This window comes from Pelobacter seleniigenes DSM 18267 (assembly GCF_000711225.1).
Classification (GTDB): Bacteria; Desulfobacterota; Desulfuromonadia; order Desulfuromonadales; family Geopsychrobacteraceae; genus Seleniibacterium; species Seleniibacterium seleniigenes.
Map to the genome: position 1 here is coordinate 2,503,285 of NZ_JOMG01000002.1, position 13,254 is coordinate 2,516,538.

At 52.1% G+C, this 13,254-nt stretch carries 15 protein-coding genes; 7 read left to right on the forward strand and 8 right to left on the reverse strand.

Annotation, left to right across the window (positions count from 1 at the left end; translation table 11 throughout):
- Positions 1 to 8 precede the first annotated feature (8 nt).
- The 6 genes from N909_RS0114260 to N909_RS0114290 all read left to right on the forward strand — a co-directional run bounded on the left by N909_RS0114260 (position 9) and on the right by N909_RS0114290 (position 4,873).
- On the forward strand, positions 9 to 371 hold the full coding sequence (locus N909_RS0114260) for a hypothetical protein (protein WP_029916265.1): 363 nt from the start codon (positions 9 to 11) through the stop codon (positions 369 to 371).
- Positions 372 to 439: 68 nt separating this feature from the next.
- A complete protein-coding gene (locus tag N909_RS0114265; RefSeq protein ID WP_029916266.1) occupies positions 440 to 967 on the forward strand; it encodes a nitroreductase family protein in 528 nt (175 codons plus the stop codon).
- A gap of 197 nt (positions 968 to 1,164) precedes the next feature.
- Positions 1,165 to 1,593, forward strand: coding sequence for an FKBP-type peptidyl-prolyl cis-trans isomerase (locus N909_RS0114270; protein ID WP_029916268.1), 429 nt, complete (start codon positions 1,165 to 1,167; stop codon positions 1,591 to 1,593).
- Positions 1,594 to 1,813: 220 nt separating this feature from the next.
- Positions 1,814 to 2,905 carry a DNA polymerase IV gene (gene dinB, locus N909_RS0114275; protein ID WP_036683206.1) on the forward strand — a complete coding sequence of 364 codons (1,092 nt, stop codon included), beginning with the start codon at positions 1,814 to 1,816 and terminating at the stop codon, positions 2,903 to 2,905.
- A gap of 253 nt (positions 2,906 to 3,158) precedes the next feature.
- Positions 3,159 to 3,686, forward strand: a complete 528-nt coding sequence (locus tag N909_RS0114285; protein ID WP_029916273.1) for a PEP-CTERM sorting domain-containing protein — start codon at positions 3,159 to 3,161, stop codon at positions 3,684 to 3,686.
- Positions 3,687 to 4,048: 362 nt separating this feature from the next.
- A complete protein-coding gene (locus tag N909_RS0114290; protein ID WP_029916275.1) occupies positions 4,049 to 4,873 on the forward strand; it encodes a DUF4405 domain-containing protein in 825 nt (274 codons plus the stop codon).
- A 62-nt stretch (positions 4,874 to 4,935) separates the two neighbouring features.
- Here N909_RS0114290 and N909_RS0114295 read toward each other — a convergent pair whose 3' ends face one another.
- From N909_RS0114295 to N909_RS0114305, 3 genes are read right to left on the reverse strand one after another with little or no spacing between them, the layout of a single operon-like run.
- Positions 4,936 to 5,427: a MaoC family dehydratase gene (locus N909_RS0114295; protein WP_036683208.1), complete on the reverse strand. Its 492-nt coding sequence runs from the start codon at positions 5,425 to 5,427 to the stop codon at positions 4,936 to 4,938.
- Position 5,428: 1 nt separating this feature from the next.
- Complete coding sequence (locus tag N909_RS0114300; protein ID WP_029916279.1) at positions 5,429 to 5,896, reverse strand: peroxiredoxin; 468 nt, start codon at positions 5,894 to 5,896, stop codon at positions 5,429 to 5,431.
- A 2-nt stretch (positions 5,897 to 5,898) separates the two neighbouring features.
- Positions 5,899 to 6,183, reverse strand: coding sequence for a nucleoside triphosphate pyrophosphohydrolase family protein (locus N909_RS0114305; protein ID WP_029916281.1), 285 nt, complete (start codon positions 6,181 to 6,183; stop codon positions 5,899 to 5,901).
- Between the two features lie 265 nt (positions 6,184 to 6,448).
- On the opposite strand from N909_RS0114305, the gene N909_RS0114310 reads away from it, so the two are divergent.
- Positions 6,449 to 7,309, forward strand: coding sequence for a GGDEF domain-containing protein (locus tag N909_RS0114310; RefSeq protein ID WP_036683210.1), 861 nt, complete (start codon positions 6,449 to 6,451; stop codon positions 7,307 to 7,309).
- A 108-nt stretch (positions 7,310 to 7,417) separates the two neighbouring features.
- On the opposite strand, the gene N909_RS0114315 is transcribed toward N909_RS0114310, so the two are convergent.
- The 5 genes from N909_RS0114315 to N909_RS0114335 all read right to left on the reverse strand — a co-directional run bounded on the left by N909_RS0114315 (position 7,418) and on the right by N909_RS0114335 (position 13,249).
- Positions 7,418 to 8,161, reverse strand: coding sequence for a FadR/GntR family transcriptional regulator (locus tag N909_RS0114315; RefSeq protein WP_029916285.1), 744 nt, complete (start codon positions 8,159 to 8,161; stop codon positions 7,418 to 7,420).
- Between the two features lie 172 nt (positions 8,162 to 8,333).
- Complete coding sequence (locus N909_RS0114320; RefSeq protein ID WP_029916286.1) at positions 8,334 to 9,095, reverse strand: response regulator transcription factor; 762 nt, start codon at positions 9,093 to 9,095, stop codon at positions 8,334 to 8,336.
- A gap of 4 nt (positions 9,096 to 9,099) precedes the next feature.
- A complete protein-coding gene (locus tag N909_RS0114325) occupies positions 9,100 to 10,443 on the reverse strand; it encodes a sensor histidine kinase (protein WP_029916289.1) in 1,344 nt (447 codons plus the stop codon).
- Between the two features lie 97 nt (positions 10,444 to 10,540).
- Complete coding sequence (locus N909_RS0114330) at positions 10,541 to 12,142, reverse strand: thiolase family protein (protein WP_029916292.1); 1,602 nt, start codon at positions 12,140 to 12,142, stop codon at positions 10,541 to 10,543.
- Positions 12,143 to 12,427: 285 nt separating this feature from the next.
- On the reverse strand, positions 12,428 to 13,249 hold the full coding sequence (locus tag N909_RS0114335) for a sensor histidine kinase (RefSeq protein WP_155005945.1): 822 nt from the start codon (positions 13,247 to 13,249) through the stop codon (positions 12,428 to 12,430).
- Positions 13,250 to 13,254: the final 5 nt, after the last annotated feature.

Genomic DNA, 13,254 nt, shown 5'->3' on the forward strand with positions numbered 1-13,254 from the left:
GAAACAGTATGGCCACAGCACAGGATTTTATTTCCAGGATCAACCAGATCAAGGGTGTTGACAGCTGCCTGCTGGTCAAGAACGACGGCACTCGGATCGGCAACACCTGTCGTGCCGATGATCCGGAAATCTATGCCGATCTGATGTTGATCAGTAATACCCTGGCAGACGATATTACTGCCAAGACCGGTTTCAGTCGTTGTCGTCATCTCAGTTTCAGCTGCCAGGGCAACCGGCAGTTTTATGTCTTCCCCATTGATAATTACCTGCTTGGTGTCATCCAGGCGGATAACGCTCATGCTGCGGAAATGCTTTCAGAGATCGATCGTTTGATCAGCCGGGTCTCGACTGGTAAAGATGTTCAGGGGTAGTCGTTTTATGGCGGGAATGTGATGGGAAACAGAGCGGGATCTTTGATTATGATCAGCGAGGTTTGTAGATGCTTCAATGGTTGAGGCAGCGACGCAGTATCAGAAAATTTCTGCCCCGTTCGGTAGAACAGGACAAGCGTGACCTGCTTAAAGAAGCTCTGCTTCGGGCGCCGAGTTCCCGCAATCTGAGACCCTGTTCATTTGTCATGGTGGATGACCCGGAAATCCTCTCCCGGTTGGCTACAGCCAAACCTCATGGCCTCAATTTCCTTATCAGTTCTCCTCTCGCAATCGTCATCGTTGCCGATCCGCTGAAATCGGATGTCTGGATAGAGGATAGTGCCCTTGCAGCGATCATCGTTCAGCTTGCCGCAGAGGCTTTGGGCCTGAAGAGTTGCTGGGGACAGTTGAGGTTGCGCCAGTATAGTGAGGACTTGAGTGCTGAGCAATATGCAGGTCAGGTTCTCGGTCTCCCTGCGCATCTACGCGCACCCATCATCATCGGCATCGGCTATCCGGCAGAGGATAAAGCCGGCCATGCTCAGGTTAGTCTCTCAGATGAGAGAATGCATCTCAATCAATATAGGCACGACTGACTCCTGTCCACCGTTGAGTTCCCACAACTTTACCTGCTGATTTCCTTCCTGCACAGGTGTTTGGTTGCAGTGGGGATGAAAAAATCCCCTCAAGGGTTGATTTAAGTTTCCAGACATGCCACCCTCGACAATTGACAAGCGTAAGTATCTGGCTTGCGTTGCTGACCCAAGGAATTTTTTTGCACACAGGAGAAGACATGACAGCCGTGGCAGCAGGTAACAAAATTAAAGTTCATTACACCGGAACCCTGGATAACGGTGAGGTTTTTGATTCATCCAGAGAGGCTGAACCGCTGGAATTCGAAGTTGGCGCAGGACAGGTCATTCCGGGCTTTGACCAGGCCGTTGTCGGGATGCAAGTTGGGGAGTCCAAGCAAGTCAGAATCCCCGAAGACGAAGCCTATGGACCGTATAATGACAACATGGTGTTCGATGCTGATCCGAGCCAGTTTGAAGAAGGGTTGTCTCCTCAGGTCGGACAACAGTTCCAGACCCAAATGCAGGATGGAACTCCGCTGCTGTTGACCGTCAAATCGATTGAAGACGGCAAGATCATGCTTGACGCCAATCATCCGATGGCCGGCAAGGCGCTGACTTTTGATCTTGAAGTTGTCGAGATCAATTAAGCCTGCACCAGGTAGTACCCGTTAAAAACTCAAACCGCAGAAACACCGATGAATTGCGCCGCCGACCGGCGGGTTGTTCAACCCAATCGTGTTTCTGCGGTTTTTTTGTTGCGTGCTGTGGAAGGTTGATTAGGATGAAGAAGCCGTTGCCGGTTGGAAAGTCTTGCTACTGCGGGATACTGTGGGACCCGGCCGGCACAACCTTGCAATGGATCAGAAAATGACTGTTGTTCGCAAAGTCATACACATCGATATGGATGCCTTTTACGCGTCCGTCGAGCAGCGTGATCACCCGGAGCTGAGGCAGCGTCCGGTCATTGTCGGCGGTGATCCGAACGGCAGGGGGGTGGTTGCGACCTGCTCCTATGAAGCTCGAAAGTTCGGGATTCATTCGGCCATGCCGGCAGCACGGGCCTATCGGCTTTGTCCCCAGGCGGTTTTTGTCCGGCCGCGCTTTTCCGTCTACCGGCAGGTGTCGCAACAGATCATGGAGATCTTTCTGAGCTACACCGATCTGGTCGAGCCGTTGTCCCTGGACGAAGCATATCTGGATGTCACTCATAATAAATTCAATATTCAATCCGCGACCTGGATTGCCCAGGAAATCCGCCGAAAAATCAACCAGACCACCGGCCTGACCGCTTCTGCCGGAGTGTCCTACAATAAGTTCCTGGCCAAGATTGCTTCGGATGTCAATAAACCTGACGGCCTGACCGTGGTCACCCCGGAACAGGCCGAAAAGTTTATCGCGGCACTGCCGATTCGACGCTTTCATGGTGTCGGCCAGGTGACTGAACAGAAAATGCTGAGACTGGGGATTGCAACCGGAGCTGATCTGCTTATTCCCACTCTAGAGGAATTACAGCAGCATTTTGGTAAGGCTGGTCAGTATTACTTTAATATTGCCAGGGGCATTGATCTGCGCCCGGTGGTGCCCAATCGGGTTCGTAAATCGATCGGCAAAGAAACGACTTTGGGAGAGGATGTCGCTGATATCGGGCAAATGCTGACGATCATCGGCGAACTTGCTGAACAGCTGGCGGTATTGCTGGAGTCCAAACAGACCGCTGGGCAGACGCTGACCCTCAAAGTGAAATACGCTGACTTTCAAATTGTCACCCGTAGCATCAGTCGTGAAGAACCCATCGCTTCAGCAGATGAGATTCTGGCTCTGGCAGAGCAACTGTTGCAGAAGACCGTTGCCGGGCAACGGGCGGTAAGACTGCTAGGAGTGACAATATCCAATTTTACCACGGATATTCCTCTTCATGATCCGCTGCAGCTGGAGTTGCCCTTTCAATCCTTCGTGTAAAAAAGCCCGACACCCTTCAGTTTGCAAGTGTCCTGTGGGTTGTTGCCAGAGTCCGGCCGGGACGGAAAAACGGAATATGAAAGAAAGCGCTGTCGATATCTTTTACATGCGGGGATTTCTGCTTATCTTTGTCTGTAACTATCTTGAAATTAAGGATTTTTGTGTTTGGCACGATAAGTGCTATTAGCTCTGTAAAAGACAATTTCGCAGTTTACCGCTAAATCCTAAACCAAATGAATAGAGGGAGGACGTGATGTTAAAAAGATTGTTACTTGCAGGGTTGATTTTGGTTTTCTGGTCAGGCGCAGCTCTGGCAACTCCGATGACTTGGGTTGATACCTATGATGCAAATCCGGACCAGTATATCGGGTGGTACAGCTCTTACAGCTATACCCATGATATTACCGATAACGGATTTACTCCTCTCCAGGACCTGGCGTTTTCTTATACCCTGAGTATCGGACTTTATGACGACCGCGGGTTTCTTGATTTGGGCGAAATCGCCGTGATCAGCCAGCCTGGCATATTGGCTGATACCACCTATAATTTCGATTACAGCAATAACGATATCGGTTTTTCCATCGCCGGTCTGTTGAGTGTCAACCTGCTGGGAACGGTTGATGTGAAGATTCAATCATGGTATGGAGATTTCTACTTTGATTATTCCATTCTGACCGTTAAAGGTGAGGACTTTGCACCGGTACCGGAACCCGGTACGATCATTCTGCTCGGTGCCGGTCTGGCCGGTCTGGCCCTGTATCGGCGGAGAAAAGAGTCATAATCTCTGGCAATATTTGTTACCTTTCTTTTCATGCAGCGGACTTGTCTATAAGACAAGTCCGCTGTTTTTGTTATAGCTTGTTCCATCCCCACCTTTTTTAACGACTGCCGCCGTTGCTGTTAATTGACAATGCAGGATCGTTTAGTGAGCAGTCTAGGTTTCTGTGAGATTGGATCAAAGATAATAGCAACACATTGTTCCATCACCGGGATTTTTTCCCTCAGGCAGGCAACAGCCCTGGAGCGTTGGCGGATAAGAGGGCCATCATGTGAGCTGTCGATAGAGTTTACAAATCTTTACTTCTTGAATATTCAAAATATGATATGTGTTGCAGAAAAATCACTCCCGGGAGGCTGCAACCGATGAATATGCGAAAAATTACTTCACTGACCGCACTGCTTTCTTTTGTTTTGCTGATCGCCACCAGTATCATTCTGTATGTTGTCCCGGCCGGACGGGTGGCTTACTGGGCCGACTGGCGACTGTGGGGCTTAAGTAAGGAACAGTGGGGAGCGGCTCACATCAACCTGGGTTTTCTGTTGTTGCTCACCATGGTGCTGCACGTCTATTACAACTGGCAGCCGATGCTCAGCTACATGAAGGATAAGGCAAAACGGTTCCGGTTGTTTACTGCTGATTTTACGGTTGCCTTGGTTGCCACCCTGGTGGTTTTTTTCGGGACCCTGGCCGGTTTGCCGCCGATGAGTTCAATTATTGAGCTCGGGGCGAGAATCAGCGAAAACGCCAATCTGCATTATGGTGAACCTCCTTACGGACATGCGGAAATGTCTTCGCTGGAGGATTTTTCATATAAGGTCAAAGTTGATCTGGCGGAAGGCCTGGAGCGGTTGCGGACAGCCGGGTATCAGGTAGCCGACAGCAAGCAGACCATCAGTCAACTTGCCGAGGCCAACGGAGTTTCTCCCAAATTGCTTTATGAGGTCCTCAAGCCCCAAGCCGGCGGGCAGACAGCCGCTATGCCGGAAGATCCGCCTGGGGGGACGGGGCAGCGGCGGCTGGCTGATTTGTGTCGGATGTACCAGCTCGATGTCGATAAGATCGTGGCGGGCTTAGCACAGCAGGGAATAACCGCTAAGGCAGAACAGACCATGAAGGAGGTCGCCAGCGCCCATGGCAAAGATCCGCATGCGGTTTATGCCATGGTTTATCAGCTCAGCTTGCAGTAAATTTCTGCTTAATTACTTAACGAACGGCCTGGTCAGTTTCCTGCCCAGGCCGTTCGCTGTTTTCAGGGATAAAGGCGGGCGACAAATTCTGCAATGCAGGCCGGTTTGGCGGAACCTTCCAACTCAACCGTGATCAGATAGATGATCTGCACGGAGTTTTTCACCTGCTCAACTTCCTGGATCGTGGTCCGCGCACGAATGTTGGCGCCGACTTTGACCGGCGCCGGAAAGCGGAGCTTGTTCAGGCCGTAGTTGACCCGATACTTCATCCCCGGATAGTTTTTCTGGAAGAAATCCGGGTGATTGCTTTCGGTCAGGTAGGGGAGCAACGACAGGGTCAGATAGCCATGGGCAATGGTCGCCCCGTAGGGTGATTCTTTGGCGGCCCGCTCCGGGTCGATATGAATCCATTGCAGATCGCCGGTGACTTCGGAAAATTTGTCAATGCGTTCCTGGTCTATTTGCAGCCAGGGACCGACGTGAATTTCCTGGCCGATTTGCGGGGCCAGGAAGGTCAGAAAACTTTGCAGGCGGTTGGCCTGATCCTGTTCCATATTATTTACCTTTCAGATATTCGAGGACTTCCTGAGGGTGCTCGGCTGCTTTTTTGACCTGCGGCCAATGTTTCAGGACAGTGCCGTCATTGTTGATGATGACTGTCGAGCGGATGCAGCCGAGGCTGACCTTGCCGTACAGTTTCTTTTCGCCCCAGGCATCGTAACTCTGCAGCATGGTCGTTTCCGGGTCCGAGAGCAGTACGAAGGGCAGTCCGAACTTGGCGATAAACTTATCGTGCGAGGCCAGACTGTCCTTGCTGACGCCGACCAGGTTGACGTCGAGCTCCTGCAACTCTCGGTAACTTTCTGCAAAGGCACAGGATTCTTTGGTGCAGCCGGGGGTATTGTCTTTCGGATAGAAATAGATGATCAGTTTTTTTCCAGCGTAGTCGGTCAGACGATGGGTTTTTCCGTCACTGCCGGGAAGGGTGAACTCAGGGGCTTTTGCTCCTTCGATAATTGCCATGATCAGGCTCCTTGTTCCGGGGGCAGGGTTGCCAGCAAATCGTTCAATTTAGCAAGTTTCTGTTGCGTCGCAGCTGCGACTTTGTCCGCGCCGAACATCCAGGCAAGCTGCCCGAGCATCAGTCTGACATCGGCTAGTTCATTAATGACTGCCTGTTGATCTGTTTTGCCACGGCGAAAATGTTTCAACGCGGTAATGAGTTCAGCGCATTCCTCAACCATCTGGTCATACTGGGCATCTGCACCCCACTTGGCGAGGGCGGCTTGATAAAGTTCTTCGAGCTCCATGAAAATTCCTGCAAGATTAGGTTTACGAGGTCGCTGAGGTTCAGGCCCTAAAATCCATGCCTGAAAATCTGTCAGCGGGTTGTCTCGCCCAGCTTTGGGCGCGGAAGACTGTTTTTCGCCAGCCTTAAGCCGTTGCAGGTTAACATAAAAGGTGTAGGAAGGAGAACGGTTGACACGAGGAAAGATATGATAAAAAATTGATTTATTTGGTAATATTAATTATATTGTTTATAAAAATTACCAATACAGACGGCGCTGGGGGCATATGCTGCTGCTGAAAAATATTTTACCTGTTGTTGGAATGGTCCTGCTGCTGGTTTCTTTACTGGTTATCCGCCGGCTGATTTCCCATTTGCCAGATGGAAAAATAAAAGGGCGGTGGTGCTTCCTGCAGGGGTTGGTGTGCTTGTTCCTGGTAGGGTATGGCTATTATGCCGTCGCATTTGGTCGCACCTACGGCGGGCCGGCTGAATTGATCGTACCTGTCATCTTTTTTTTCGGGGCGGTGTTTGTGCTGCTGGTTTGCAGACTGGCTTTGGAGACGGCAAAAGATCTGAAAAGGGTTTTTGTTCTCGAACAGGAAAATACCATTGACTGTCTTACCGGGGTCAATAACCGCCGTTATCTGGAAAGGCGCCTCAAGGAGGAATTTTCCAGAGTGTCCAGGTACGGGTTTCCATTGTCGCTGGTGATGCTGGATATCGATCATTTTAAGCAGGTCAATGACCGCTGGGGGCATCATTGCGGTGATCAGGCGTTGAAGAAACTGGCGAGCCTGATGCGTGATTCCATTCGTGAAGCAGATAGTCTTTGCCGTTATGGCGGGGAAGAGTTTCTGCTGGTGCTCCCTCATACGAAAAAGGCGGACGCGATCAAAATCGCAGAGAAACTCCGCCAACAGATTGAGCACAGTGAGCTGTTCTGCTGTGACACTGAGACCCAGGCGGTTCCGTTGCGGGTGACTGTCAGTATGGGGGTGGCTGATCACCTGCACGGCATGGATACGGTGCAGGCGCTTCTGGATCGGGCTGATAAAGCCCTCTACCGAGCCAAGTCGGCTGGTCGGAACCGAGTTATTTGCTGGGATAATGAGAAGCGTGATTCGGGGACGCAGGGAGCACGCTAACCGCGGATTGAAAAAATTGTCCGGGCTTGTTGTCAGCTGTCCAACCTTGTCGGCAGCAAAAAATATTCAGAATTAACGCGCCAACTCTTCAAGCCGAGGGGCGTGCGGTCAGTCTTTTTCAGGGGCAGGGGGGCTGGTCTGCAGGAACAGGGCGAGCTTCTCTTCGACCAGGGTCAGATGCTGCATCATAACTTCCCTGGCTCGCTCCGGATTACGATTTTCAATAGCCTCAAGAATGTTGCGGTGATGTTCCAGCAGCAGCTTGATGTAGCCTTCCTTGCTGTAAAATTCACCGAGTGCGACCATGATCGTTGTTTGAAAGAGGGTTTGTATTGTGTTCAGCACATGAACCTGCAGCGTATTGTGGCTGGCTGCGGTAATGGTCAGGTGAAATTGAAAATCGACCTCGGGGTCCCAGCCACCGTTTTCAGCCTGTTCTTCCATAATGGTAAACAGTTGGCGCAGGCGATCCAATTCTGGTTTTTCGGCTCTCTTTGCTGCCAGGTAAGCCGACCAGGTTTCCAGGCCGATGCGGACCTCGGTCAAGGCATGCAGCATGCGTGGATCGCGCCGCTCAACCATATTGGCCAAGGGATCGGCCATGGTTGCGTCTGCCAGTGAACGGACAAAGGTTCCACCCCCCTGGCGAGATTCAAGGAAGCCCATGGCTTCCAGCACCATAATCGCTTCGCGCACCGAAGGGCGGCTGACGCCAAGCAGCGTGGCCAGTTCCCTCTCCGAGGGAATGCGCTGTCCGGGGCCCAACTCACCGCGTGAGATAAGCTCTTTAATCTGATCGACGATTTCTTCCGAGAGCTTTTTGGGGCGGATCGGTTTGAATACGGTGGTCATGAAAATCTCCAAAGTTTTTGGTAAGACCTTTTAGCATAAAATAGGGGTTTTAACAAGATAAGATGGAGAATTTCATTCTCTAAAAATAGGGTTTTATCGGCTAGTAGGACGGAAATGACCAAATCCACTAATTTCTTAACTGAATGGACTAGCTCAACGTCAAGTTCTTGATTTAAAAAGTATCTTTGGGTTTGTTGTTGCGCTGAAAGCGCTTAAACCAGGTTTGAAAATCCTGTTCTTCGTTTTCCATTTCAAAAGCGTTGATAAGTCCCCGCGCCAGGGAGACCGCTACCGCCCGGTTGCGTAAATTAAAGGAATCTCCGTATTTATCGCTATGAAACTGTTCCTGATCTATACCCAGTTTGCTGTACAGGGAATTGAGTCTGCTCTGCACCCCCCGCCTGGACAGATAGCGCCGTTGGGCAATCAGATTATCGGTCAGACCGAGGGAAATATCGAGCAGTGCCTCGTATTCGATATCGGAGAGGGCCGTCAGGGAATGGCCGGCCCGCCCTTGAACTTTGCGAACTTCGGGGGCAATCCAGCATTGTTCATCGATCAGTACGGTGTGGATGGCTGAGGCAATCCGTTCTTTCGAGCTGGATTTGAGGATATACCCGTAGACTGTTTCCGGAGGAACGATTTTGGCCAGGGCTCGCACGTACATTTCGTCTTTGAACTGGCTCCAGAACACAATGCGTGCCGCCGGTTTTTGCTGCCAGAGTTCCCGGGCAAAGTCAATACCATTGAGTTCGGGCATCTGAATATCGCTGATGACCAGGGGCGCCTCCTGATTGAGCCCCAATTCCAGGGCGGCCTGACCGTTGTGGGCATGGGTCACGCTGACCTCTTCATCCCAGGATGATATCAGCAGTTCAAGAAACTCAAGGTCTTTGGGGTTGTCTTCGGCGATGATGATTTTCAATGGTTTCATGGTGTTATCCCTTGACGTGGTCGGTGCTGCAGGGGAGTGTCAATTCGAACCGAGTGCCACTGGAAAAGCGGGAGGCGGTCCAATTGACCTCAGCACCAATTTTTCTGGCCCGCTCCCTGATATTGTTCAGGCCCCGTCCTTCGTGATGAGCCGGTAACACCGGCAGGCCCCGACCATTATCTTCAACGGACAGGACCAGTACCGTATCGCGCAGTTCCAGGTCAACTTCATAGCGATTGGCCCCGGCATGCCTTAACACATTACGGATCGCTTCAATGGCGATGCGGTAAAGGGAGAGCTGTTGCAACCGGCCCAGTTGCAGATTGTTGATGCGCGGGTCGGTATGGAAATGGTAAGCGGGCAAATCGTCTGAGTCGCAATGTTGCTCCAGATGTGCTTCAATGGCTGCGCCAAGGCCGAGGATATCCAACGTCTGCGGATGCAGATTGTTCATGATTTCACGCAGGTTGGAAATAGCCCGGCCCAGATCCTGCTCCAGGTTGTCGATGCGTTCCCTGAGCTCTTTTTCGGGGAGAGTCGGCTCCAGATTCTGCAGGCCGCGCAGAATGCCGGAGAGGTCGGAAAGAGACTGGTCGTGAAGATCCATGGCGATGCGCCGACGTTCTTCCTCCGCCCCTTCAAAAAGTTTTTCACTACCGATAACCTGGGTCAGTCGTTTGGTCATCCTGTTGATGGAGACCGCCAGGGTGTCCAGTTCGTCGCGAATGCGGTCGGGAGCAGGGGGCAGATCAAGCTTTCCATCTGCGATACGCACTGCGTTGTGGGACAGATCCTGGATGCGGTGCAGGATCCGGCGACTGAAATACGTCGAGATAAACAGCCCGAGGATAATGGCCAGGACCAGGATGGACATGGAGACCACCGCCGCCCTTTCGACCAAGTGGTCAATGTCCTGTTCCTGGGTGGAGCGCAGTTTGTTGAGATAGACCTGAGTCAGATTGGACAGCGCAGACAGTTCGGCCCTGAATTTGGCAAAGGATTCGGCAGTCTGTTCCGGTTCCGGGCTGTTGCCGGGGTTTAACTCCAGGACCAGGCTTTTCAGCAGCGAAATCTGCCCTGATTGCTTGAGCGGGCCGAACGGCTCAAGGCGATCGACTGCCGCCAGCAGGCGTTCGTAGAGGTCAGCCATAAGGGCCATATCTTCAGGCGCAGCCATCCCGGTATATTGCAGCGTCCGCATGAGGAGATGCAGCCTTCTTGCGGCCATGTCCGCTTCAGCGACGGCGACAAAGGTGGTGCCGATGGCTCTGGCTTCCGCTCTTTTGGCGGTGAGGTTCCAGTACGTGTACTGCATAAACCCCAGCACCAGAACCAAGAGAATCAGCATCGTTGCAGGAGCCAGAAGGACTTGTTGTTTAACTGTTATCCGCATCGACGCAGATTATCATGACAGGGCTGTTTTTGCACTGTGCAGATGCGCAAATTTACTCCTTTTTCCGGCGCAGATGACGCATTGCCGTATCCGCGATTTCGACCACCCCCTCAATGGTTTTACGATAGAGTCGACGAATCGGGACATCGTTGATGCTGAGCTCGCCATCGACCTGTTGCAGCTGAATTTTATCGCCGTATTTCAGGCCCTCAAGGGAAGCCGCAGTTTCCGGGGCGACGCCGATCAAAAAGCGGTAGTTCTCGCTTTCATGCTTTTTGGAAAAAACCAGCAGGGTGCGTTGGGCTTTTCCGGTGCGGAAATCGAACCGTGAGGTTTTGGCCAGTAACTTGGCCGTGCATTTATGTTCCTTCCCCAGTATCGTTTCCAGGGTGATGTCGGCCGGTTTCAGCCGGCCGAGTAGCGGTCTGCCCTCTGGCCGATAGGGTACCGCCCCACGGCTGAGAAACTGCTCCTGGGTTTCCAAGAGGATGACGACGTTATTGTTGATCGGCCCGCCGATGGAATGGGATAGGGCTGCCTGGTAATCGCCGCTGACGAGCATTTGATGATTTTCAACGATCTGGACCATTCCGGTTGCGCCGAGGGGGTGGCCGCGGCCTTTCAGACCGCCGGTGAGGTTGGTCGGAAACAGTCCGCTCGGTCCGGTCAGTTTTTCATCGAGCAGCCCATCCAAAAGATTTTTACGGGGAACAACACCAAGGTCAACTAAGTTGATGGCACCGAAGCCGTTAAAGGGGTCGTGCATGTTGATATGGACGGGAGTATTCAGTTCGTGCAGGTTTTTAAGCCCGGCCATGCCCAGCGCCTGAGCCAAGGCAATGCGAGTCGCCGGAAAACTGGTGTAGGTCAGGCGATCCGCAATGGTCGGGATGTCGGTGCCGGAGCCAACCCCTGACACCCGGACCCGGCTCTTCTGCGAGGTCAGCAGGCAGGCCGCAATTCCGTCGGACATGGGGCAAAAATCGTAATAATGGAGAGGGTCGTAATACAGATAATTTTTCCCCCCATCCATTTCTGCCAGATACTGCTCTGCCGGGATTTCATAGTTGAGATGAGCGTTGGGGTTTTGTGCGGCATAGTGATGGGACCGCTCGGTCCAACGCGAGGTATAGTGGCTCCATTTTTCCAGACTCAAGCCGAATTCCTGGATCAGGGACTGGGCAACCAGCGCTCCGCAGGCAGGCATGGTCAGCCCGTATTCGGCTTCTTCCCGGTCGATGACCCCGGCGACTATTTTGGTGGCTTCACGGGTTGAGACATCACTCATTTTCTGAATGCCGAGGGCCAGGACATGATCATGTTGCCCGGATGCGACTTCCATGAAAGCCGCTTCAAAAGCGCTAGCTCCCGAGGAGGATGCGGTATCGACCAGAACGGACTTTGCTCCGCTGATCCCGAGCCGGCCGCTGACCTTAGCCGCAACATTGTCGATCCCTGAAAAAGCAAACGGATTCTGGGAGCCGACCACAACACAGCCGATGCGGTCCTTGTCGATTTTGGAATTGTTCAGTAATGGCTGAAGTGCGTCGACCAGTTCGAAAAAACTCATTTTGGGACGGTGTCTACCGTTGTATTTGCCGACGGGCAGCATGAAAGAGTCTGCCAGGTAAACTGCGCGGGGTTGAAAAAACATGAATTCTGACCTCCTGAAGGGGATGTGGCGTGGAGAATGGGCTGGGGAACGGGTCGGCATTCTGAACCGGCTTTGCTGTTCCACCGAGCTCCGGCGAAATTATAACAGGCAGATGGTTGTTTTGAAAGTTGGTAGAGCAAGAAGGGCAGGAGAGTAAGGCAAAAAAAAGCCCCAAAGACCTGGAGGGGGGGTAGGTCTTCGGGGCGCGAAACCTCCGAAGAGGTTTCTGGAAGTACTTATACTAAAATCGTTCAGAAAAGTGAACTAAAAAAATTTAAAGTTTATTTAATCGAAATTTTCGCTTTCGGTCAGCGGGAGCGTCACGCTGAAGCGGCTTCCCTGGCCAGGGGTTGAGGAAACGCTGATGGTTCCATCGTGGGCTTCGACAATCCATTTGGCGATGGACAGACCGAGGCCTGATCCGCCGTCATTACGGTTAAGGGTTTTATCAACCCGGTAAAAGCGTTCGAAAATAAGTTCCAATTCTTCTTGGGCGATGCCGATGCCGCTGTCGCTGATCGTTATTCTGACCTGGTCCCGATCGGTCAGTTCGATATCTATCCCGACCTTCCCCCCCGCGGGCGTATATTTGATCGCATTGGTCAGCAGGTTTAACAGGACCTGTCTCATTCGCAGGTTGTCCGCAAGAATAAAAATATCCTGGCGGGGGCAGTTCAGGTCTACGCGGATACTTTTTGCTGCAGCCAGCAATTGGGCCTGGTGGTGCAGTTCGACAATAAGCTCCGGCAGATAGATGGGCTCCATTTTTAAAGGAATCTGTCCCAGGTCGCTTTTGGAAAGCAACAGCAGGTCCTCGATCAGGTAGCTCATGCGACTGATCTCTTCAAGGTTTGATTCCAAAACCTTTCTGAGTTCTTCCTGATCCCGTCCACTGCGCAGGGCGAGCTCTGTTTCGCCGCGCAAAATGGTCAAAGGCGTCCGCAATTCATGGGTAACATCTGCCGCAAACTGTCTTGACCGGCGCAGATTGTTGGCCATTCGCTCCATCAGCGCATTATAGCTTTGGGCCAGCTCCTGGACTTCTGCAGGATCGGTACTTTCCGGAGTGAAAAAGAGGGGCTCAACTTCCGGATCGGTTTTATTCATGAGCT